The 20,521-nt window shown below is 66.4% G+C and carries 17 protein-coding genes; 9 read left to right on the top strand and 8 right to left on the bottom strand.

Annotated elements, in window-relative coordinates:
* Positions 1-17: 17 nt before the first annotated feature.
* The gene (locus ACROUL_RS17420; RefSeq protein ID WP_431300702.1) at positions 18-2,399 is read right to left on the bottom strand and encodes a YbcC family protein; all 2,382 of its coding nucleotides are present in this window, start codon (positions 2,397-2,399) and stop codon (positions 18-20) included.
* 15 nt (positions 2,400-2,414) lie between these two features.
* A complete protein-coding gene (locus ACROUL_RS17425; RefSeq protein ID WP_431300703.1) occupies positions 2,415-3,965 on the bottom strand; it encodes a proton-conducting transporter membrane subunit in 1,551 nt (516 codons plus the stop codon).
* A gap of 100 nt (positions 3,966-4,065) precedes the next feature.
* Between ACROUL_RS17425 and ACROUL_RS17430 the strand changes: the two genes are divergently transcribed.
* Positions 4,066-4,980 (top strand): LysR family transcriptional regulator, encoded by a 915-nt coding sequence (locus ACROUL_RS17430; RefSeq protein WP_431300704.1) that lies wholly within the window; start codon positions 4,066-4,068, stop codon positions 4,978-4,980.
* Here ACROUL_RS17430 and ACROUL_RS17435 read toward each other — a convergent pair.
* Entirely contained in the window at positions 4,953-5,426 is a 474-nt protein-coding gene (locus ACROUL_RS17435) for an Lrp/AsnC family transcriptional regulator (RefSeq protein WP_431300705.1), read from the bottom strand. The two genes, ACROUL_RS17430 and ACROUL_RS17435, sit on opposite strands and share 28 nt — an antisense overlap.
* Before the next feature lie 189 nt (positions 5,427-5,615).
* On the opposite strand from ACROUL_RS17435, the gene ACROUL_RS17440 reads away from it, so the two are divergent.
* The 6 genes from ACROUL_RS17440 (at position 5,616) to ACROUL_RS17465 (ending at position 10,139) form a co-directional block, all read left to right on the top strand.
* The gene (locus tag ACROUL_RS17440) at positions 5,616-6,074 is read left to right on the top strand and encodes an RrF2 family transcriptional regulator (protein ID WP_431300706.1); all 459 of its coding nucleotides are present in this window, start codon (positions 5,616-5,618) and stop codon (positions 6,072-6,074) included.
* A gap of 189 nt (positions 6,075-6,263) precedes the next feature.
* The gene (locus ACROUL_RS17445; protein ID WP_431300707.1) at positions 6,264-6,527 is read left to right on the top strand and encodes a hypothetical protein; all 264 of its coding nucleotides are present in this window, start codon (positions 6,264-6,266) and stop codon (positions 6,525-6,527) included.
* On the top strand, positions 6,524-7,705 hold the full coding sequence (locus ACROUL_RS17450; protein WP_431300708.1) for a sulfate ABC transporter substrate-binding protein: 1,182 nt from the start codon (positions 6,524-6,526) through the stop codon (positions 7,703-7,705). The genes ACROUL_RS17445 and ACROUL_RS17450 overlap by 4 nt, the downstream gene beginning before the upstream one ends.
* 23 nt (positions 7,706-7,728) lie before the next feature.
* Complete coding sequence (gene cysT / locus ACROUL_RS17455) at positions 7,729-8,553, top strand: sulfate ABC transporter permease subunit CysT (protein ID WP_431300709.1); 825 nt, start codon at positions 7,729-7,731, stop codon at positions 8,551-8,553.
* Entirely contained in the window at positions 8,546-9,409 is an 864-nt protein-coding gene (cysW, locus tag ACROUL_RS17460; RefSeq protein ID WP_431300710.1) for a sulfate ABC transporter permease subunit CysW, read from the top strand. The genes cysT and cysW overlap by 8 nt, the downstream gene beginning before the upstream one ends.
* Before the next feature lie 10 nt (positions 9,410-9,419).
* Entirely contained in the window at positions 9,420-10,139 is a 720-nt protein-coding gene (locus ACROUL_RS17465; protein ID WP_431300711.1) for a sulfate/molybdate ABC transporter ATP-binding protein, read from the top strand.
* Between the two features lie 6 nt (positions 10,140-10,145).
* Here the strand turns inward: ACROUL_RS17465 and ACROUL_RS17470 are convergent, their stop codons facing one another.
* Entirely contained in the window at positions 10,146-11,069 is a 924-nt protein-coding gene (locus tag ACROUL_RS17470) for an NAD(P)-dependent oxidoreductase (protein ID WP_431300712.1), read from the bottom strand.
* Positions 11,070-11,237: 168 nt separating this feature from the next.
* On the opposite strand from ACROUL_RS17470, the gene ACROUL_RS17475 reads away from it, so the two are divergent.
* Both ACROUL_RS17475 and cueR read left to right on the top strand, forming a co-directional pair.
* Positions 11,238-13,694, top strand: a complete 2,457-nt coding sequence (locus tag ACROUL_RS17475; RefSeq protein WP_431300713.1) for a heavy metal translocating P-type ATPase — start codon at positions 11,238-11,240, stop codon at positions 13,692-13,694.
* On the top strand, positions 13,691-14,128 hold the full coding sequence (cueR, locus tag ACROUL_RS17480; protein WP_431300714.1) for a Cu(I)-responsive transcriptional regulator: 438 nt from the start codon (positions 13,691-13,693) through the stop codon (positions 14,126-14,128). Before ACROUL_RS17475 ends, cueR begins: the two co-directional genes overlap by 4 nt.
* Here the strand turns inward: cueR and ACROUL_RS17485 are convergent, their stop codons facing one another.
* The 4 genes from ACROUL_RS17485 to ACROUL_RS17500 form a co-directional block, all read right to left on the bottom strand.
* On the bottom strand, positions 14,129-14,866 hold the full coding sequence (locus ACROUL_RS17485) for an SDR family oxidoreductase (RefSeq protein WP_305566617.1): 738 nt from the start codon (positions 14,864-14,866) through the stop codon (positions 14,129-14,131).
* A 63-nt stretch (positions 14,867-14,929) separates the two neighbouring features.
* Complete coding sequence (gene galE / locus ACROUL_RS17490) at positions 14,930-15,916, bottom strand: UDP-glucose 4-epimerase GalE (protein ID WP_431300715.1); 987 nt, start codon at positions 15,914-15,916, stop codon at positions 14,930-14,932.
* 57 nt (positions 15,917-15,973) lie between these two features.
* A complete protein-coding gene (locus tag ACROUL_RS17495; RefSeq protein WP_431300716.1) occupies positions 15,974-18,997 on the bottom strand; it encodes a calcium-binding protein in 3,024 nt (1,007 codons plus the stop codon).
* A 121-nt stretch (positions 18,998-19,118) separates the two neighbouring features.
* Positions 19,119-20,423: a UDP-glucose dehydrogenase family protein gene (locus tag ACROUL_RS17500; RefSeq protein WP_431300717.1), complete on the bottom strand. Its 1,305-nt coding sequence runs from the start codon at positions 20,421-20,423 to the stop codon at positions 19,119-19,121.
* Positions 20,424-20,521 lie beyond the last annotated feature (98 nt).

Genomic DNA, 20,521 nt, shown 5'->3' on the forward strand with positions numbered 1-20,521 from the left:
CAGCGCGCAGGCTGATCTCAGGCCGCCAGTCCCACGGCGGCGCTGACGCCTTCCCATTCAAGGCCGGTGCGGTAGCGGGCGGCGACAACACCGTTTTCCAGCGCGAAAAGATGCAGCCAGCCGTTGTCGAACAACTGCCGCACCCCGGCGTGCTTGCGCAGGATGTCGGTGATCGCCTCGGTCGGGGCTTCCAGCATCACCGACAGGCGCAGCGCCGGATGCGCGGGCCGTTCGCCATCATGCACCGTCTGCCACGGCAGGCCGGGCCGCAGCAGGCCGCCGTTGCCTTCCAGCACGCCGATCCCGCCGACGACGTTGTGGATCAGCTTGTTGCCACCGCCAAAGGCGCGCGGTGCCACGGTCGAGCCGTAGTATTGCAGGCTGATCCAGCTAGCGACCACGACCGGGGCGGTAATGATCAACTCCAGCGTGGCAAAGCCGTCATCAGCGGTCCAGTCGTAGCTGTGCAGGAACGCGCGGCCCTGCAGATCGCGCCCCGCCGTCGCGCCGCGCGGGGCGGCGATGAAGGCGGCGCAGCCCGCCAGCCCCCACTCCGGCCGCACCTCGGCCCAGTCAGCCGCCCGCTTGACAAGGCTGCCACCGGTCGACCCCGGCAGGCGCACCGCGCGCTCGGCCCGGCTGGCATGGGCTGCGGCGGTCAGCCACGCCTCGGCCCGGGCCAGATCGTCAGCATGGCCGGGCGCGGGCGCGTCACGGTACAGCGTCACATGGTCGGTCACCGTATCATGGAGCCCGGCCACGAACAGCGTGTCCTCGGCCAGCGCCAGCCCCAGCGCGGGTAGCCCGGCGCGGGTTTCGGGGTCGTTCAGCAGCGCCGCCAGCAGCCGCGCTGAAACCTCGCCGGTCTGGCCGCAACAAGCTCCGCAATGATAGGCGCTTTCGTGCGGGTTGTTCGTCACCTGCGCGCCGTGGCCGACCAGCAGCACCAGCCGCGCGTGGCCTTCGGTCAGGCTCATTGCCCGCAGAACCGCCACCGCCGTCTGCGCCTTCTGGACAGCGGTCAACGCAACTTCGAATCGCGGCAGCGGGCCCGGCGCAAGGCCCGCCGGGCCAAGACCCAGCGCGTCACGGATCAATTTGGCGCCATAGGCCGGTCCGGCCGCCTCGACAAAGGCGAAGGACGACACCGCCGCCTGCCGGAACCGACCCCAGGCGCGGGCTGCGCGGGCGGCTATGCGCGCCGACGCCTCGGCCGCGTCATCGCCGTGGCTTGTCGAGATCATCGCCGGGTTCAAAAGCGCGGGCAGATGTGCCTGCACTTCGTCGGTGCCTTCGGGACGGTGCGCCACGGGCAGGCCGAAAAATCCGGCAAAGCCCAGCGTCTCGATCCCGCCGTCTTGCGCTTCAAGAGCGCGGCGCAGAACCTCGGACCGCACGTCGATGCAGAACGCCGCCTGCAGAGCGGGGCGCCCGGCCCGTTCCGCCGGGCCAGACAACAGACCGGAAAGTGAGCGCTGATGCGCGCGTTCGGCGGCCTCTTGCAGGATGGCGTCGATGGTCTGGTCGGCGCTTGGCACCAGCGGGGCGGCGTGGGCCGCAACGGTTGCCTTCCAGTCCGACGTTACCGCCGGGCAATGCGCCAGAAGCGCCTCTTCCCAGACCAGCCGGATCGCCAGCATGTCGGTCAAGGTGGCGTCGCTGCCGCCCGCCAACTCGGCCTGCCACAGCAGCCACCGGGCATGTTGCGGCCAGCCACCCAGATCGACGAGCAGCCGGTGGAACGCCGTCTCTGCCGCGTCGGCCGTCAGGCCAAGCCGGTCAGCCGCGCGCAGGATGGCGCGGTCGGCAGTGTCGGGCGCTTCGGCTACATGCGCCGAAAACCCGGTCAAGCCCGCGATTTCCGGGGTCAGGTCATGCGTCGCCCACTCCCGCCAGGCGGCAAAGGCGCCGTGGCCCGGACGCGGCGTCCACAGCGCCTGCCCCCGGTCGAAATAGCCCGCTGCCCACAGCCCGAAACTGCGAGCGATGATCGCGGGCCAGTCGGTGCCGGTCGCATGGGCCGCCAGCGCCGCCACCGTGGGCAGGGCTTCCGGCGCAGGGCCTTCCGCACCAAGCCGGGCCTTCAGCCAGGCCAGATCGCGCGGCTTTACCGGCGAAGGCGAGGCGATCAGCGCTGCCGCCAGATCATCATCGCCGATCTCGCCCCGGGCGACCATCGCGGCAAGCTCGCTGCGCGGCCGGGTCAGCCCGACACCTGCCACCCGCGCCAGCCGCGCCGAAGCGTGCGCAAGGTCTTCGCCGGTCTGGCCGAGAAACGGGTTCACCGCCACGGTTGCATCCAACGGGAAGGCCGGCGGAATGGCGCGAGCGGCGGCCTCGGCGGCCTGCAGCAGGTGCGAGACGACGGCGGGGGCGATCTGCGTGGGTTTCAAAAACATCGGTCTCTCCCGGTTTCAGGATTTGTTGGTGGCGCGAAAGCCGCCGGTGATGCGGTCAAGCAGCGCGTTGAGGTAAAGGCCGTTCGCCACATGCACGCGCAGGCCAGCGGTTGCGGGGTGATGCGCCCAAAGCGGAAACAGCGCCTGGGCAAAGGCCACAAGGCCGAAGGACAGGACCGCAACCACGATCAGCGCCCATTCCAGCGGGCCGGGCACCGGCGGCGCGGGCAACGACGGCCCCCACACCGCAAGGGCGATGACGTGGAAACCAAAGTAGGCCAGTGCCGCCCCAAGCGAGGCCGCGACCGTCCGCCGCGTCAGCGCGCCGGGGGCAGCGTCGGCCAGCCCCTGCGCGATCAGGTAGGACACGCCGAAGATCAGCATCGCGCCCAGCGCCACGGCCTGCGGCGACTTTTCCCCGACCAGCCAGGTAAAGCCCGTCGCCACCGCGACATACAGCAGCAGCGCCAGCGCAAAGGACCGCGCCACCGCGCCAAGGCCGGGCACCGCCACCGGGCCGGGCTTGCGGATCGCGTTCACCGCCCCGACGGCGCCGCCCGACGAAAGGAAGGCGTGCGCCTTGTAAAGCGAGTGGGCAACGATGTGCAGCAGCGCCAGCGCCCAAAGGCCAAGGCCGCATTGCAGCAGCATGAACCCCATCTGCGCCACGGTTGACCATGCCAGCGCCGTCTTCACCGCGCTTTGCGTCAGCATCACCAGCGCCCCGAAGAGCGCGGTCAATCCACCGATCACCACCAGTGCCGCCATCGCGCCGGCACTTTGTTGCACCAGCGCCGACAGGGTGATTAGCAGCACCCCGCCCGAATTGATGATGCCCGCGTGCAGCAGCGCCGACACTGGGGTCGGTGCCTCCATCACTTCGGTCAGCCAGCCATGCACCGGAAAGGCGGCGGTCTTCAGTGCCGCCGCCACGACCAGAAGGGCCACCGCCAGTGGTGCGAGGCCGGGCAGACCCTCCGCAGCGTCGGCCGAAAGTTCGGCGATGTCGACAGTGCCGAAGCTCTGCCACAGAAGGACCGCGGCCAGCACGAGCGCCACGTCCCCTGCCCCCCAGACCCGCACGAACTTGGCCGCCGCCCGCTGCGCTTCGGCCCGATCCGGATAGAACAGCAGCAGCTGGCGCAGGATCACCCCCGTCGCCACGAAGGCCACGATCAGCACCGGCAGGCTTGCCGCCTGCACCAGCAGCAGCACCGATGCGATGGCCGCCAGCGTCAGCCCGTGAAACCGGCCCTCGCGCGCCTCGCCGTCAAGGTAGCGGCGCGCATACCGCACCACGACCCAGCCGACGAACGCCACCAGCAAGGCCAGCGTCACGCTTGTGGCGTCAAGGCGCGACACGGCGCCCCTGCCCAGCGCCAGCACCTGCGGTCCGGCCAGCAAAAGCTGCGCCAGACCGCCAAGGCCCAGCAGCAGGGCGCCAAGGCTTGCAGCTTCGGACAGGGCAAGCACCTGCCCGGGGCGACGGCCGGGACGCCACAGGAACAGGGCGGCAGCGGCCAAAAGCACAAGCGGGGCGAAAGCGATCAGCGGAAAGGTTGGCATGGTTGCACCGGGGTTTGGATCAGGTGCCGCGAGATCTACCGCTTGCCTAACTTCCAGAAAATTACATATATTGGTCCATATCGTTCTATCTGGTGAATGAATGGCCGCCCTCAACCTGCATCACCTTCGCCTCTTTCGTGCGGTTGCCAGCGACGGCACGCTGACCGGCGCGGCGCGCGGCCTGAACTTGTCGCAATCGGCGCTGTCGACGCAATTGCGCACACTGGAAGCCGCACTGGGGCAGGATCTCTTTGAACGGCGCGGGCGCGGGCTGGTGCTGACCGAGGCGGGGCGCATCGCACTGGATCATGCCGAGGCGATCTTTCGCACTGCCGATGACCTGACCGCCACCTTGCGCGAAACCGGCCGGGCGCGGCGGGCGCTCCGGGTCGGGGCACTGGCCACCCTGTCGCGCAATTTCCAGATGCAGTTCCTGCGCCCGCTGATCGGGCGCGCCGATGTCGAAGTGGTGTTGCGGTCAGGGTCGCAAGATGAACTTCTGCGCGGGCTTGAGGGGTTGTCGCTGGACGTTGTGCTGACCAACCTCGCGCCGGCCCGCGATGCCGCAAGCCACTGGCTGGTCCACCGGATTGACGACCAGCCCATCGGCCTGATCGGCACGCCTGCGCGCGTCGGGCCGTCGCCGCGCGGCCTGAAAGACCTGCTCGGATCGCAGCCGCTCATTCTGCCCACCCGCGAAACCGCCTTGCGGGCCGCATTCGATGCGCTTGCCGCCCGGCTGGGCGTGACGCCGATCCTTGCCGCCGAGGTTGACGACATGGCGATGATCCGCCTTCTGGCGCGGGCCGACGCCGGCCTTGCCATCATCCCGCCGATCGTGGTCCGCGACGAGTTGCAATCGGGACTTCTGGTCGAGGCGGCGCGTCTGGACGGGATCAGCGAAACCTTTATCGCAGTGACGTTGCAGCGCCGCTTCCCGAACCCGCTTCTGGCCGACGTGCTGCGCCATCAGGCCGACGCGATGCTTCAGCGCGACAGGGTGTCGACCGGGTAGGCGGTGGTGTATTTCATCGTTTCCATCGCGAAATGGCTCGTGACGTTCTTGATCGGCACAGCGTCCGTCAACCGTTTGTAAAGCCGGTCGAAGGCCGACATGTCAGACACTGCGACGCGCAGCAGGTAATCCATCTCTCCGGCCATGCGGTAGACTTCCATGATCTCGGGGATAGATTCGGTGGCTTCAGTGAAAGTCTCACGCCACTCCGCCGAATGGTCGGGCGCCTCGATGCCGACAAACACGGTCAGGCCGAAGCCAAGCTTCGTCGGATCGGCCAGTGCCACACGAGCGCGCAGCACGCCGGTCGCCTCAAGTTTCTGGATGCGCTTCCAGCACGGGGTTTGCGACAGGCCCGCCTTGTCGGCGATCTGGGCGATCGGCATGGTCGCATCGCGCATCAGTTCCACAACGATCTTGCGGTCGATCAGATCAAGCTCGCTCATGGTATTTTCCCTTCCGAGTCGGAACTGCCGCCAGCATGCACGGCCCGCAATAAAAATCTATCATCTTTATCGTGTATAAGCGCGGACCGGCCCGCGCGATTGGGCAATTCCAGAAACAACCACCGAAATGTTCCGCAAGCCGCGCGCGGCGCCGTTGATTCCGCGCCATGCGGGGCGTATCGCTTGGGGATGATCACGCAGAAGATGAAGTATGCCCTGAAGGCCCTGCTGACGCTCGCGGACGAGGCCGCGCAGCCAAAGCCGGAGGCGTTGACGATTGAAGAAATCGCCAAACGCTCGGGCACGCCGAAGCGGTTTCTGGAACATATCCTTCTGGAGGTGCGCAACGCCGGGGTGATCGCGTCGACCCGGGGACGTTCGGGCGGCTACAGTCTGGTCAAGAAACCGTCCGAGGTGTCGATCTCGGAATTGCTGCGCACCATCGACGGCCCGATCGCCCCCCTGCCCTGCCTGTCACGCCGGGCCTACCAGCGCTGCGAGGATTGTTCCGACGAGGCGACCTGCCGGATCCGCAAGGTATTTGCCGAGGTGTTCTGGTCCTACCTCGTCATCATCGACTCGCTGACGCTGGACGACATGTTGCGGTCGGGCTCGGTGGCCGATCAGGTCTTGGGCGCAGCCAAATAGCGCCAAGCCTCTGTTCTGACTAATCTTCATCAAGACAAGAACAGCGCTGGCGCAGGGCGCGGCGTAGAAAACCATTCTAAAATCACGACAGAATTTAGCGTGAATATGCCTTTGCAATACTCGACCAACTCTGTCGTTATTGCCCTCGTGAAGGACACCCGTCCGTCCAAACGAGAGAGAGCGCCCCTGATGACCGCAGCTGCATCTGCACATGACGCACCCAAAGTTGCCGCAAGGCCACCCGTTCTCAAAACCCCGGAGTCTTGGCTCGTCCGGCTGATGGACCGGCGCACCGGCCAGACCCACCGCGTGAACGGCAGTCCGCTAGTGATCGTCTCCACAACGCCCGAGGCAGCGGTCGCCGACCTTATGCAAGGCCGCGAAGCAAGCGTCTGGGAGGCGCGGGTGGAGCCCTTGACCACCAGCAACACCAAGACTGGCCGCCCGGCATGACTGACACACCGCACATCCCGCAAACCATACTGGGCTTTGTGCCCTACCGCCCGATCCCGCCGCGCACCGCGCGCCAGTCAAAGGAAACTACCATGATCCGCACCACTTCGACCCCGGCCAAGGCTGCAGGCCGCTTCACCCTGTCAAGGACGCTGCGGCTGCTGACCGCCCTGCCAACCGGCCGCTTCCTGCGCGGCACCCTGTCTGCGACGGCGCTGGCCCTTCTTGCCCTTGGCGGCGCGCCCAAAGTGGCTCAGGCCGAATCCCTCCTGAACGTCAGCTACGACCCGACCCGCGAGCTTTACCGTGAAATCAACGAAGCGTTTTCCGCATGGTGGGTGGCCCAGGGCAACGAAGCGCCGGCCATCGAAGTCAGCCACGGCGGTTCCGGCAGCCAGGCCCGTGCCGTGATCGACGGGCTGGAGGCGCAGGTGGTGACGCTTGCACTGGCCAGCGACATCGACAAGATCGCCGGGGCCGGCAAACTGCCCGCTGACTGGCAGACAAAGCTGCCGCACAACTCCTCGCCCTATACCTCCACCATCGTGTTCCTCGTGCGAGAGGGCAACCCGAAGGCCATCAAGGACTGGGGCGATCTGGTGGCCGATGGCGTCGAGGTCATCACCCCGAACCCCAAGACCTCGGGCGGTGCGCGCTGGAACTATCTGGCAGCCTGGGCCTGGGCCGAAAAGAACGGGCAGGATCCCAAAGAATTCGTGGGCAAGCTTTACAAGAACGTCCCCGTTCTGGACAGCGGCGCGCGCGGTGCCACCACCACCTTCGCCCAGCGCGGCATTGGTGACGTGTTGCTGGCGTGGGAAAACGAGGCCTACCTTGCGCTGAAGGAATTGGGCGATGATCAGTTCGACATCGTGGTGCCCTCGGTCAGCGTGCTGGCCGAACCCCCGGTCGCGCTGGTGGAAGGCAACATCAAGACCGACGAACAGCGCAAGCTGGCCGAAGCCTACCTGAACTTCCTCTACTCGCCCGAAGGCCAGGCCATCGTGTTCAAGAACTTCTACCGCGGCTGGGACACGTCGAAGGCCAACCCGGATGACGTCGCCCGCTTCCCCAAGCTTGACCTTGTCGACATCGCCAGCTTCGGCGGTTGGGCCAAGGTGCAGCCGGAACACTTCGGCGACGGCGGGATCTTCGACCAGATCTACGTCCCGAAATGATTGCGGCCGGAATGAGGGCGCCAATGATCCACCGATCCCCCATGCCCGGCCTTGGCCTCAGCATGGGGATCACCCTGACCATGCTCTCCATCGTTGTCCTGTTGCCGATCGGCGCCCTTCTTCTGAAGGGCGCCAACTACGGTCTTGCGGGCATCTGGGAAACCGTGAACCGCGAACGGGTCTGGTCCGCGCTGTTTCTGTCGTTCCGCCTGTCGCTGTTCGCGGCCCTCTTCAACCTTGTGTTCGGCGTGCTCCTTGCCTGGGTGCTGGTGCGCTACCGCTTTCCCGGCCGGCGCATCCTTGACGCCGCCGTCGACCTGCCCTTCGCGCTGCCGACCGCCGTAGCCGGCATTTCGCTGACAGCCCTCTACGCGCCGAACGGGGCCTTCGGGCAACTGGCCGCCGAAATCGGCTGGAAGATCGCCTACACACAATGGGGCATCTTCTTCGCGCTCGTGTTCGTGGGCTTGCCTTTCGTCACCCGCACCGTCCAACCGGTGATCGAGGAAATCGAGCGCGAGGTCGAGGAAGCCTCCGCCACCCTCGGTGCCACCCGCCTGCACACCCTGCGCCACGTCATCCTGCCGATGCTTGCGCCGGCTGCACTGACCGGCTTTGCGCTAGCGCTGGCGCGGGCGGTGGGCGAATACGGGTCGGTGATCTTCATCGCGGGCAACATCCCGCTGGTGACCGAAATCGCCCCCCTCCTCATCATCATCCAGCTGGAAGAGTTCGACTACGATGCTGCCGCCGCCATCGGTATCGCGATGCTGCTGATCAGTTTCGCCATGCTGCTGGTCATCAACCTTATCCAGGTCTGGAGCCGCCGGAGGATTGGCTATGTCTGACACCCCCAACATCCGCTTCCGCTCCGCTACCGAAGAGACACCCGTCTCCCGCTGGGTGCTGATCGGCCTTGCGTTCGCCGGCCTTGGCATCCTCGTGTTCGCGCCCCTCATCGCGGTGTTCGTCGAGGCACTGGCAGATGGCGTCACCGCCTCGCTGAAAAGCCTCGCCAGCCCCGATGCGCGGGATGCGATCCGCCTGACGCTGACCATCGCGGCCATTTCGGTGCCGCTGAACGCGGCCTTCGGCATCGCTGCGGCATGGTTCATCACCAAGTTCGATTTCACCGGCAAGGCCTTTCTTATCACACTGATCGACCTGCCCTTTTCCGTCTCGCCCGTTGTCGCCGGCCTCTGCATCGTGCTGATGTTCGGCACCAACAGCCTTGTCGGCGGCTGGCTGGTCGCCAACGACTACCCCATCGTCTTCGCCATGCCGGGGATCATCCTCGCCACGATGTTCGTGACCTTCCCCTTCGTCGCGCGCGAACTGATCCCGGTGATGATCGAACAGGGACGGGCCGAGGAAGAGGCGGCGCTGACCCTTGGCGCCTCGGGCTGGCGCACCTTCTGGACCGTCACGCTGCCCAATATCCGCTGGGCGCTCCTTTACGGCGTCCTTCTCTGCAACGCCCGCGCTATGGGTGAATTTGGCGCGGTCGCAGTCGTCTCCGGCAAGATCCGCGGTGAAACCGCCACCATGCCCACCACGATCGAGATGCTCTATCAGGAATACCTGTCGGTCGCGGCGTTCAGCCTCGCCGCCGTGCTGGCGCTTCTGGCCCTTCTTACCCTGCTGCTGAAAACCGCGCTCGAAATCCGCCATGCCGATCAACTTGCCGCAACGCACCGCCACTAGGGGAACACCGATGCACATCGAAATCGACGAGATCTCAAAGCAATTCGGCACCACGGCGGCGCTGCATCCGGTATCGCTGTCGTTGCCTTCGGGCGCGCTGGTGGCGCTTCTTGGCCCGTCAGGCTCCGGCAAGACCACGCTTCTGCGCATCCTCGGGGGCCTCGAATTCCCGACCTCGGGCCGGGTGCTCTTCGATGCGCAGGACGCCACCGGCCTTACGGTGCAGGAACGCCGCGCGGGGTTCGTGTTCCAAAGCTACGCGCTTTTCCGCCACATGACGGTGTTTGACAACATCGCCTACGGCCTGAACGCCCGCCCCCGCGCCACGCGGCCCCAAAAGGCCGAAATCGCCCGCCGCGTCACCAAACTGCTGGAGCTGATCCAACTGCCCGACATCGGCGCACGCTTCCCCTCGCAATTGTCCGGCGGCCAGCGCCAGCGCGTCGCCCTTGCGCGCGCCCTTGCGATCGAACCGCGGATGCTGCTGCTTGACGAACCCTTCGGAGCGCTGGATGCCAAGGTGCGCAAGGAACTGCGTCAGGGCCTGCGCGACATCCATGACACCACCGGCCTCACCACCGTCTTCGTGACCCACGATCAGGACGAGGCGATGGAACTGGCCGATCTGGTGGTGGTCATGTCGATGGGCCGGATCGAACAGATCGGCAAGCCGCAGGACATCCGCGCCCGCCCGGCCACAGCCTTCGTGCGCGATTTCATCAGCGCGTAAGGGGCGCTACTTGCGCCCCTTCTTCACTTCGGCGTCCATATCGACGCCGTTCAGCGCGCCGACGATATCGCTCAGCATCGGCACATAGTCGTCGCCGCGCCCGGTGGCGATGGCGTGCGTGTAGTAGTGCTTGGCCGCCCCCGCCATCAGGTTCACCATATCCGCATCCGACGCCATGTCGTTCAGATAGCGCATGTCCTTGGCCGCGTTGGCGATGGAAAACTTGTGCGCGTCGCGGTTGCGTTCCACCACGTAGCCCATGAACGTCTCGAAGAACCCGCAGCCCATCCGGCTTGGCCCGATCACCTCGTGGATGGTCTGCGGCGAAATGCCGACCTTTGCGCCCAGCACAACAGCCTCGGAGTATAGCGCGCCGTAGGACAGGCTGATGAAGTTCATCACCAGCTTCATCTTGTGCCCGCTGCCGACCGGGCCGATGTGACTGACCCGCGCCGCCCAGCAGTCCATAACCGGGCGGATGCGCGCGAACACCTCGGCCTCGCAACCGACCATTGCGCTCAACTGCCCGGCCTCGGCCTGCACCGGCGTGCCACCCAGCGGCGCATCGACGAAATGCCCGTCCACCGCCGCCAGTTCCGCAGCCAGCGCCTCGGTCGAACCGGGATTGGCGGTCGAGGTGTCGATCACCACCAGACCGGGCCGCGCGCCCGCCAGAATCCCGTCGGGGCCGCGCAGCGTGGCCTCGATCTGGGGCGAGTTAGACAGGCACAGATGGATGATGTCGCATTTTTCGGCCATCTGGCGTGGGCTTGCCGGCTCATGCGCTCCCATCGCAAGCAAGCTTTCCACCGGCGTGCGGTTGGCGCGCCCGCGCACCCAAAGCTCGTATCCGGCAAGGCGCAGGTTCTTGGCCATGCCGTGGCCCATGAAGCCCACGCCAATGAAGCCGATGACGGGTTTGTCTGACATGCTCTGGTTCCTTTGTGCCGCTGGCATTGTTGCCCTCGGTATGGCACGGCACGGCCGCCTCCTGCCAGAGCGCTGCGAAATGCAAAACCAAAAACTGAAACTGACCCCTTGACCTTCCCATGATGGGAAGCCCCATATGAGGTGGGAAGCAACGCAAAAGGCCTCGCCATGAACGCCGATCCCAGACTTCCGAACCCTGTTCTCACCCTGCCCGTCGAGGGCATGACCTGCGCCTCCTGCGTAGGGCGTGTGGAACGCGCGCTCAAAGCTGTCCCGGGGGTGACCGAAGCCTCCGTCAACCTTGCCACCGAACGCGCGGAAGTGGTGACCGACGGCTCTGTCGACCGCGCGCGTCTGGTCAGCGCGGTTGAGGGGGTTGGCTACTCTGTTCCGCAAAGTACACAGGTTCTGGCGGTCGAGGGGATGACCTGCGCCTCCTGTGTTGCCCGCGTTGAAAGGGCGCTGACAGCAGTGCCGGGCGTCACCGCCGCCACGGTCAACCTAGCCACCGAAACCGCCAGCGTCACTGGTTCGGCCCCGGCCGCCGACCTGATCCGCGCCATCGCGGCGTTGGGCTACACCGCCGCCCCCGACCGCAGCCGGGATGAGACCGAAGACCGCCGCGCCGCCGAGGAAGCGACCCTGCGCCGCGACCTGATCCTGTCGGCACTCCTGTCGCTGCCGGTTTTCGTGATGGAAATGGGGGGCCATCTGCTGCCGGCGATCCACCATTTCATCGGCTCCACCATCGGGATGCAGGCAAGCTGGGTGATCCAGTTTGTGCTGACAACGCTGGCGCTGGCCGGTCCCGGACGGCGCTTCTACACCAAAGGCATCCCGGCCCTGCTGCGCGCCGCACCCGACATGAACAGCCTCGTCGCCGTCGGCACCGGTGCAGCCTACGCCTATTCCGTGGTCGCAACCTTCCTTCCCACCGCGCTGCCCCCCGGCACCGTGGCGGTCTATTTTGAAGCGGCGGCAGTGATTGTCACCTTGATCCTCCTCGGGCGCTATCTGGAAGCGCGCGCCAAGGGCCAGACCTCGCAGGCGATCCGCCGTCTGATCGGCCTGCAACCCCGCGTGGCCCATGTCTGGCGCGACGGCGTGCTGGCCGATCTGCCGGTCGAAGCGGTGCGCGCCGGCGACCGGCTTGACCTGCGCCCCGGCGAACGCGTCCCGGTCGACGGCGAGGTGGTCGAAGGTACCACCTGGATTGACGAATCCATGTTGACCGGCGAGCCCGTGCCGGTCGCCAAGGAGGCTGGCGCCAAGGTCATCGGCGGCACCGTCAACCAGACCGGTGCGTTGACGCTGGTGGCCACCGCCGTCGGCGGCGACACCATGCTCGCCCGCATCATCCGCATGGTCGAGGCGGCGCAGGGCGGCAAGCTGCCGATCCAGGCGCTGGTCGACAAGGTAACGCTGTGGTTCGTGCCGGTGGTGATGGCACTGGCCGCCCTGACCTTCGCGGTCTGGATGATCTGGGGGCCGGACCCGGCGCTCGGCCTCGCGCTCGTCAACGCTGTCGCCGTCCTGATCATCGCCTGCCCCTGCGCAATGGGCCTCGCCACACCCACCTCGATCCTCGTCGGCACCGGTCGCGGGGCCAGCCTTGGCATCCTGTTCCGCAAAGGCGAGGCGCTGCAACTGCTGCAAGGCGTGGCGGTCGTCGCGGTCGACAAGACAGGAACCCTGACCGAAGGCAAGCCCGCGCTGACTGATCTGATCCCCGCGCCGGGCTTTGACCGGGCGACCGTTCTCAGCCTTGCCGCAGCAATTGAAACCCGCTCCGAACACCCTATCGCCCGCGCCATCGTGGCGGCGGCCGAGGCCGAGGGGCTGGCGCTTGCCCAGCCCGAAGATCTGGTGGCAACCCCGGGCTACGGCGTAACCGCCCGCGTCGCAGGCCAGCGCGTCGAGGTTGGCGCCGACCGGCTGATGCGCAAGCTTGGCCTCGATGTCACCCCCTTTGCCGAGGCGGCCGCACTGCTGGCCGATGCCGGTGGCACGCCGCTTTATGCCGCCATCGACGGCAGGCTCGCCGGGCTTCTGGGCGTCGCCGACCCGATCAAGCCCACCACCCCCGACGCGATCCGCGCGCTGCATACGCTTGGCGTCAAGGTCGCGATGATCACCGGGGACAATGCCCGCACGGCAAAGGCGGTGGCGGCCAAGCTTGGCATCGACGAGGTGGTGGCTGAGGTGCTCCCCGAAGGCAAGGTCGACGCCGTCCGCCGCCTGAAGGGCGCAGGCCAGCTTGCCTATGTCGGCGACGGCATCAACGATGCCCCCGCCCTTGCCCAAGCCGATGTCGGCGTTGCGGTCGGCACCGGCACCGATGTCGCGATCGAAGCGGCGGATGTGGTCTTGGTGTCCGGCCAACTGACCGGCGTGCCGACCGCGATCGCCCTGTCGCGCGCCACGATGCGCAACATCCGCCAGAACCTGTTCTGGGCCTTCGCCTACAACGCCGCCCTGATTCCCGTCGCTGCGGGGGTGCTTTACCCCGGCTTCGGCATCCTTCTGTCGCCGGTCTTTGCCGCCGGTGCGATGGCGCTCTCCAGCGTCTTCGTCCTCGGCAACGCTCTGCGCCTGCGGACTTTCGAACCAAGGAGAACAGCATGAACATCGGTGAAGCCGCAGCCGCATCCGGCGTTACGGCCAAGATGATCCGCTATTACGAAGATACCGGGCTCATTCCCCCGGCCGGTCGCAGCGCCTCAGGATACCGCACCTATTCGCCCCGCGACGTGCAGCTTCTGCGCTTCGTTCGCCGCGCGCGCGATCTTGGCTTCGGCATGGAAAAGATTGCCGAGCTTCTGGCCCTCTGGCGCGACCGCAGCCGCGCCAGTTCAGACGTCAAGCATCTCGCGCTGGAACAGGTCGAAGGGCTGAAGGCCCGCATCCTTGAGATGGAGGCGATGGTCGCCACGCTGCAAACGCTTGCCGACGCCTGCGCCGGCGACCATCACCCTGATTGCCCGATCCTCGCCGATCTTGGCGCCGATGCCTCGATCATCGCCGCCCAGCCCGCAAAGCGGGCGTTCACCCACCTTTGATCAGGTGTTGGTCCAGCCGCCGTCGATGACCTGCGTGGTGCCCGTGGTATAACGCGCCTCATCGCTGGCCAGATACACGATCAGCATCGCGATCTCCTCGGCATCCGCCATCCGCCCGATCGGCTGGCGGGCGACAAAGGCCTTGCGCGCCGCCTCGTAATCACCGGTGTCGCGCAAGCGCTGGTTCAGCGAGGGGCTGTCCACCGTACCGGGGCAGATCGCATTGCAGCGGATGCCTTGCGTCACGAAATCGGCGGCAATCGCCTTGGTCAGACCGATCACCCCAGCCTTGGTCGCGCCGTAGACAAAGCGGTTCGGCGCCGCGATGATCGACCCCACCACCGAGGCCATGTTGATGATCGACCCGCCGCCCCGGGCGATCATGCCGGGCAGCACCGCACGGCACATCCGGTACATCGCCGTCATGTTCAGATCGACGCTGAAGGCCCACGCATCCTCGTCGCAGTCCAGAATGGTGCCCGCCGCCACAAAGCCCGCGCAGTTGAACAACACGTCCGGCGTGCCGATGGCCTCGAACGTCGCCTTGATCGCCGCCGGGTCGCGCACGTTCAGCACGCGGGTGGTGATGCCCTCGTCCGTCAGCGTGGCAAGCGCCGCCTCGTTCACGTCGGTGGCGATCACTTTCGCCCCTTCGCGCGCCATCGCGATGGCCGAGGCGCGGCCAATGCCCTGCCCCGCCGCCGTCACCAGAACCGTCTTGCCGCTCAGTCGTCCCATGGTCGTTCTCCCGATTTGCGGCAATCTTGCCGGGTCACCGCGAAAAGCGCCAGTCCTGACATGTCAGCTTGAATAACCCTCGCCCCGGCTCCAACGCCACGCATCGGTGATCATCTGCGGCATCGTCGAGCGCGTCGGCTCCCAGCCGAGTTCGTCCATCGCCCGCGCGCTGCCTGACACCAGACTTGCAGCATCGCCGCCACGGCGCGGACCTATCACCACCGGCACCTCTCGGTTCGTCACGATGCGGGCATGGTCCAGCACTTCGCGTACCGAAAACCCGCGGCCAGACCCAAGGTTGAACACACGGCTCGCCTTGCCGTCCAAGAGCCAGCGCAGGCCCAGCACATGCGCCTCGGCCAGATCCATCACATGCACATAGTCGCGTACGCAGGTGCCGTCCGGCGTGGGGTAATCGGTGCCATGCACGGTCAGCTTGTCACGCTTGCCGTCGATGGTTTCCAGAACCAGCGGCACCAGATGCGTCTCGGGGCGGTGCTGTTCGCCTACCTCGCCGTCAGGGTCCGCTCCCGCCACATTGAAATACCGGAAGATCACGTTGCGCAGCCCGTGGCTGGCACCAAAGTTCGCCAGAATATCCTCGATCGCCCGCTTTGACGCGCCATAGGCGTTCAGCGGATGCTGCGGGCTGTTTTCGTCCAGCAGCACGCCATCCTGATCGCCATAGGTGGCGCAGGTCGAGGAAAACACGAATGCACCGCACCCCGCCGCCACCGTCGCCTCGACCAGATTGAGCGCGCCAAGCACGTTCGCGCGCCAGTATTTGCCCGGATCGGTCATCGCCTCGCCCACCAGAGACAGCGCTGCGAAATGCATGACGGCTACGGGGCGATGTTCGGCAAAGGCGCGGTCCAGTGCCTCGCGGTCGGCCAGATCGGCCTTGACCAGCGGGCCATACCGCACCGCATCGGCCCAGCCGGTCGACAGGTTGTCAAAAGCCACCGGCTCGAAGCCCGCGCGGCGCAACACCTTGCAGGCATGAGCTCCGATATAGCCTGCCCCGCCCGTCACCAAGACCCGATCTGCCATCGCTTGCCCTTTTCCTCGACACTCGCCACCGCACAGCGCCCCTCGACGCTGGCGCGTCTAGAAAAAGGCGATGTCGTCGACAAGCAGTGATGCGTCAAAAATGCCGCGGATGTCCAGAGACGCGCTGCTGCCCAGCGCAAGGACAAGTCCGGTGTCCGTAACCGTGGCCGAGGCCAGAAGTTCCGTCAGCGACGGCGGCCCGCTGTCCCAAAGTGCCCTGTCCAGCAGCAGCGTGTCGACGTTGTCCCCGAAATCGGTGATCCGGTCATGTCCGGAATGGAACACAAAACTGTCCGCCCCGGTGCCGCCGGTCAACACGTCGTTGCCCGCCCCTCCGACCAGCGTGTCGTTTCCGCGCCTGCCGTCCAGCGCATCATCGCCGCCCTCGCCCTGCACCAGGTTCGCGCCGATATCGCCGGTCAAAGTGTCATTGTGCGCCGATCCGGTCAGGTTCTCGACGCCGATAAGCATGTCGCCGGCAGCATCGCCCGTGTTGGCGCGGCGCATCACCAGATAGACAGCCACCCCGGTTGCCGCGTCGGCGTAAGACGCGGTATCGCGGCCGGATCCGCCTTCGATGCGGTCCGCGCCCGAGCCGCCGATCAGGACATCGTCCCCGCTGGTGCCGCGCAAGGTGTCGTTGCCCGCACCACCGACCAGTGTGTCCATCCCCGCCCAGCCAACCAGCGAATCATTGCCTGCCATGCCCTTGATAATGTTCTCCCCGGCATCGCCAAACATGGTGTCGTTCCGGGCGGAAAGCCGGAACTCCTCGATGAACAGAAAGCTGTCACCCGCAGCGTCGCCAAGGCCTTTTGCAGGCTGTGCCAGATCAAGCCGGATGCCCGCTGCGCTGTCGGCATAGCTGGCCGTGTCATACCCCGCGCCACCGTCCATCCGGTCAGCGCCCGCGCCGCCCCACAGCAGGTCGTCGCCGTCGCCGCCCCACAACGTGTCGTCACCAGCCTGCCCGACGAGCGTGTCGTCACCGGCCAGACCAAACAGCACGTTGCCAAGGCTGTCTCCGCGCAGGGTGTCGGCCAGTTGCGAACCCTCGACCTCTTCGATCCCGACCAGCACGTCGCCCGCAGCCTCGCCGGTGTTCACCGCTGCATTCACCAGATCGACCACCACCCCTGACACTGCATCGCGGTACGAGGCCCGGTCGCGGCCTGCCCCGCCCTCAAGCCGGTCCGCGCCAAGGCCGCCGTTCAGGTTGTCGTTGCCATTGCCGCCGATCAGGGTATCCGCGCCGGCCCAGCCGATCAGCCGGTCGTTCCCGTCCGCCCCGTTCAGGATGTTGTCGACCTCGCTGCCCGAAAGCTGATCGTTGAAGCGCGACCCGATCAGCGCCTCGATAGACTCCAGTACATGCCCCGCAGCAAACCCGGCGTTTTCCCGTGGCGAGACCAGATCGACACGCACCGCCGAGGACGCATCGCGGTAGGTCACCCAGTCGAACCCGTCGCCGCCCTGCATCGTGTCGGCACCTGCGGTGGCCAGAAACTCGTCCCCGTCCACGGTTCCGAGCAGCTGGTCGGCCTGGCTGCTGCCGGTGATCGGCGCGTCCGATGCGGGCGGCTCGAGCGCAACGTGCCACAGCTGGAAAAGATCCTGAATCCGAAACGACCCCGGCTGAATAGCCAGCCCGTTGGCCGACAGGATCTGCAGGCTTTCGCCCTGATAGGTGATCAGCGCCCCGGTGGCGGTGGCGGTGATGCTGATCGCGCTCAGATCATGCACCTGGCCCCAACCGGACAGGTCGATCCGGTCGAGGCCGATCTGGAACTCGCCGATCACATCGGCCTCGCCGTCGCCGTCGAGCACGAACAGGTCACGCCCCGCACCGCCCATCATCGTGTCTTTGCCGGCCCCGTCGATCAGGATGTCCTCGCCCGCGCCGCCCTGCAGCAGATCGTTGCCATCCCCGCCCGACAGCATGTCGCCGGCACTGCTGCCGACCAATGTGTCACCGCCCTCGCCGCCCGCCTGCACCGGGGCCAGCGGGCCGGGGTCCAGCCGCAGCCGGGTGATTCCGCTGCCCTCGCCCGCCACGAAAAGGTCGATCGCCCCGCCAACCTCGCGCGCCGTCATCGCGGTGATGTTGTCCAGCGCCAGCCCCGGCACCTGCAACGCCGTCGCCACCAGCACCAGCCGCCCCTCCGGCGTCAGCGTCATCAGGTTCAGCCCGTCGTCACCACCGCCCGCGATGATGAACGCCCGGTCCCCGATGCAGACCGTGGCAAGCGCCTGGGAGCCCTGAAACCGGGTGTCGAGCGTGTCGTTCACCTGATCGACCGGGCGCAACTGCCCGCCGGGATCGACCGCCACGATGCTGACCGATGATGATCCAGCCGACGCCACCACAAGGTAGCTGGTGCCCGCCATCGTCACGACCTTCACGTCCGAGGGGTCGCTGATCGGCAGGCCCTGCGGCCCACCCAGCATCGCAACCTGACTCAGCGCACCGGTGGGACCAATGCTGAACGCCCGCAGCGTGTCGGCCTCAAGCGACAGTGACACAAGGTAGGCCTGCCCCTCCACCACCACCGATGTCAGCGCCGAGATGTCGACCCCGCTCAGCGCACCATCCAGCGTGATCTTCCCCGCCGCCGTCATCCGCCCGTCGGCCGCAAGCGCAAAGCCGTTGATCGTGCTTTCCCCCGCGCGCGCGGTGTAGACAAAGCTGGCCCCGCCCGCCTGCACCAGCGTCTGCGCGGCAATTACCCCGGCTGGCCCGCCGGGCAGTTGCACCGCCGCGCCAAAGCCGCCCGCCGCCGCCAGCGCATAGGCCGAGACTGACCCCTGATTAGCCCCCGACACGATCAGGTGCTGCACCCCGGATACCGACACTACGTCCAGCGTCGCCTCGGCTGGCAGGGTCATTCCGGGGGCAAGTTGGCGCTGGTCGACCAGCGTCATCCCGGCATCGACGTCGATCGCCAGCACCCCGCCCCCGGCCCGCGTGGCGGTATAGAGCATCAGGTTTCCACCCTGAACCGCCAGTTCCATGTCGCCGATGCCCGACACCAGGTTCAACGGCGCATTGGTAAACGTCTCGACTACCTGAAAGGAATACACGTCTCACCCTCGGCCACGTCAGTACGCTGCCTGAGTGCCGCAAAGTGATTACAAATCCGTGCCTCTGCCGCGGATTCGCAAACATTTCATGCGGAGTCTATCGAGAACTTTAACGGTCGGCTCAGCGTCCCACGCCGTCGTAATGGGTGAACCCGGCCGCTTTCACCTCGGCGCGGTCATAGACGTTGCGCAGGTCGGCCAGACGCGGCTGCGCCATCTTGCGCGCTACCTTGGCCAGATCCAGCGCGCGGAACTCGTTCCATTCGGTCAGCATCACCAGCAGGTCCGCCCCCGTCGCCGCCTGATACGGATCGTCCATCCACTTCACGCCGGGCAGCAGCGTTTCGCCTTCGCGGCGGCCTTGCGGATCGCTGACCCGCACCCGCGCGCCCGCTCCGACCAGCGCCGGCACGATCGTCAGCGACGGCGCATCGCGCATGTCGTCGGTGTTGGGCTTGAAGGTCACGCCCAGCACCGCAATGGTCTTGTCGCGCAGCACGCCGTCGCAAAGGTCGGTGATCTTGTCGATCATCCGCCGCTTGATCTCGTCGTTCACCTTGATCACGGTCTCGACGATCTGCATCGGCACCGCGTGGTCCTGCCCGATCCGAGCCAAGGCGCGGGTGTCCTTGGGAAAGCAGCTGCCGCCATAGCCTGGCCCGGCGTGCAGGAACTTGGCTCCGATCCGCCCGTCCATGCCGATGCCCTTGGACACCGCCTTCACATCGGCACCGACCCGTTCGCACAGCGCGGCAATCTCGTTGATGAAGGTGATCTTGGTGGCAAGAAAGGCATTCGCCGCGTATTTGATCATCTCCGCGCTTTCCAGCCCGGTGTAGATCACCGGAAAATCGCGTAGCGAAAGCGGGCGGTAAAGCTCGGCCATCACCTTTCTGGCCCGCTCCGATTCGACACCGACCACCACGCGGTCAGGCCGCATGAAGTCGTCGATCGCAGCCCCTTCGCGCAGGAATTCTGGGTTCGAGGCGACGTCGAACTCCGCCTGCGGATTGGCCGCCCTGATGGCCTCGGCCACCTTGCGGTTGGTGCCGACCGGGACGGTCGACTTGGTCACAACCACCGCATAACCCGTCAGGCTGCGGCCGATCTCGGCGGCGGCGGCCATCACATAGCTCAGATCGGCATGTCCATCGCCGCGCCGCGTGGGCGTGCCTACCGCGATGAACACCGCTTCGGCCCCCGCCACCGCCTCGGCAAGGTCGGTGGTAAAGGTCAGCCGCCCGGCTGCGGCGTTCTTGGCCAGAAGCGCATCCAGCCCCGGCTCGTAGATCGGCACCTCGCCCTTGAGCAGCCGCGCAATCTTGTCGGGGTCCTTGTCGACGCACACCACGTCATGCCCGAAATCCGAAAAACAAACACCCGAGACAAGGCCGACATAGCCCGTTCCGATCATGGCAATGCGCATCTTCAAAAAACTCCAACTCTTTGTCTATCACTAGGCACGAAGGAACGTGCCTGTCAAATGGCCAAGCGGGCGGGATTTACCCCGCCAGCCTGGCGCAC

The sequence above is a fragment of the Tabrizicola sp. BL-A-41-H6 genome (assembly GCF_050632395.1).
Taxonomy (GTDB): domain Bacteria; phylum Pseudomonadota; class Alphaproteobacteria; order Rhodobacterales; family Rhodobacteraceae; genus JAUYQR01.

Excerpts from the sequence above, each read along its gene's own strand:
- ACROUL_RS17430 (WP_431300704.1), top strand. The coding sequence starts at position 4,066 with ATGGCCGCCCTCAACCTGCATCACCTTCGCCTCTTTCGTGCGGTTGCC.
- cysT (WP_431300709.1), top strand. The coding sequence starts at position 7,729 with ATGATCCACCGATCCCCCATGCCCGGCCTTGGCCTCAGCATGGGGATC.
- ACROUL_RS17450 (WP_431300708.1), top strand. The coding sequence starts at position 6,524 with ATGACTGACACACCGCACATCCCGCAAACCATACTGGGCTTTGTGCCC.
- galE (WP_431300715.1), bottom strand. The coding sequence starts at position 15,916 with ATGGCAGATCGGGTCTTGGTGACGGGCGGGGCAGGCTATATCGGAGCT.
- ACROUL_RS17465 (WP_431300711.1), top strand. The coding sequence starts at position 9,420 with ATGCACATCGAAATCGACGAGATCTCAAAGCAATTCGGCACCACGGCG.
- cysW (WP_431300710.1), top strand. The coding sequence starts at position 8,546 with ATGTCTGACACCCCCAACATCCGCTTCCGCTCCGCTACCGAAGAGACA.
- ACROUL_RS17475 (WP_431300713.1), top strand. The coding sequence starts at position 11,238 with ATGAACGCCGATCCCAGACTTCCGAACCCTGTTCTCACCCTGCCCGTC.
- ACROUL_RS17440 (WP_431300706.1), top strand. The coding sequence starts at position 5,616 with ATGATCACGCAGAAGATGAAGTATGCCCTGAAGGCCCTGCTGACGCTC.
- ACROUL_RS17470 (WP_431300712.1), bottom strand. The coding sequence starts at position 11,069 with ATGTCAGACAAACCCGTCATCGGCTTCATTGGCGTGGGCTTCATGGGC.
- ACROUL_RS17435 (WP_431300705.1), bottom strand. The coding sequence starts at position 5,426 with ATGAGCGAGCTTGATCTGATCGACCGCAAGATCGTTGTGGAACTGATG.
- ACROUL_RS17485 (WP_305566617.1), bottom strand. The coding sequence starts at position 14,866 with ATGGGACGACTGAGCGGCAAGACGGTTCTGGTGACGGCGGCGGGGCAG.
- ACROUL_RS17425 (WP_431300703.1), bottom strand. The coding sequence starts at position 3,965 with ATGCCAACCTTTCCGCTGATCGCTTTCGCCCCGCTTGTGCTTTTGGCC.
- ACROUL_RS17420 (WP_431300702.1), bottom strand. The coding sequence starts at position 2,399 with ATGTTTTTGAAACCCACGCAGATCGCCCCCGCCGTCGTCTCGCACCTG.
- ACROUL_RS17500 (WP_431300717.1), bottom strand. The coding sequence starts at position 20,423 with ATGCGCATTGCCATGATCGGAACGGGCTATGTCGGCCTTGTCTCGGGT.
- cueR (WP_431300714.1), top strand. The coding sequence starts at position 13,691 with ATGAACATCGGTGAAGCCGCAGCCGCATCCGGCGTTACGGCCAAGATG.
- ACROUL_RS17445 (WP_431300707.1), top strand. The coding sequence starts at position 6,264 with ATGACCGCAGCTGCATCTGCACATGACGCACCCAAAGTTGCCGCAAGG.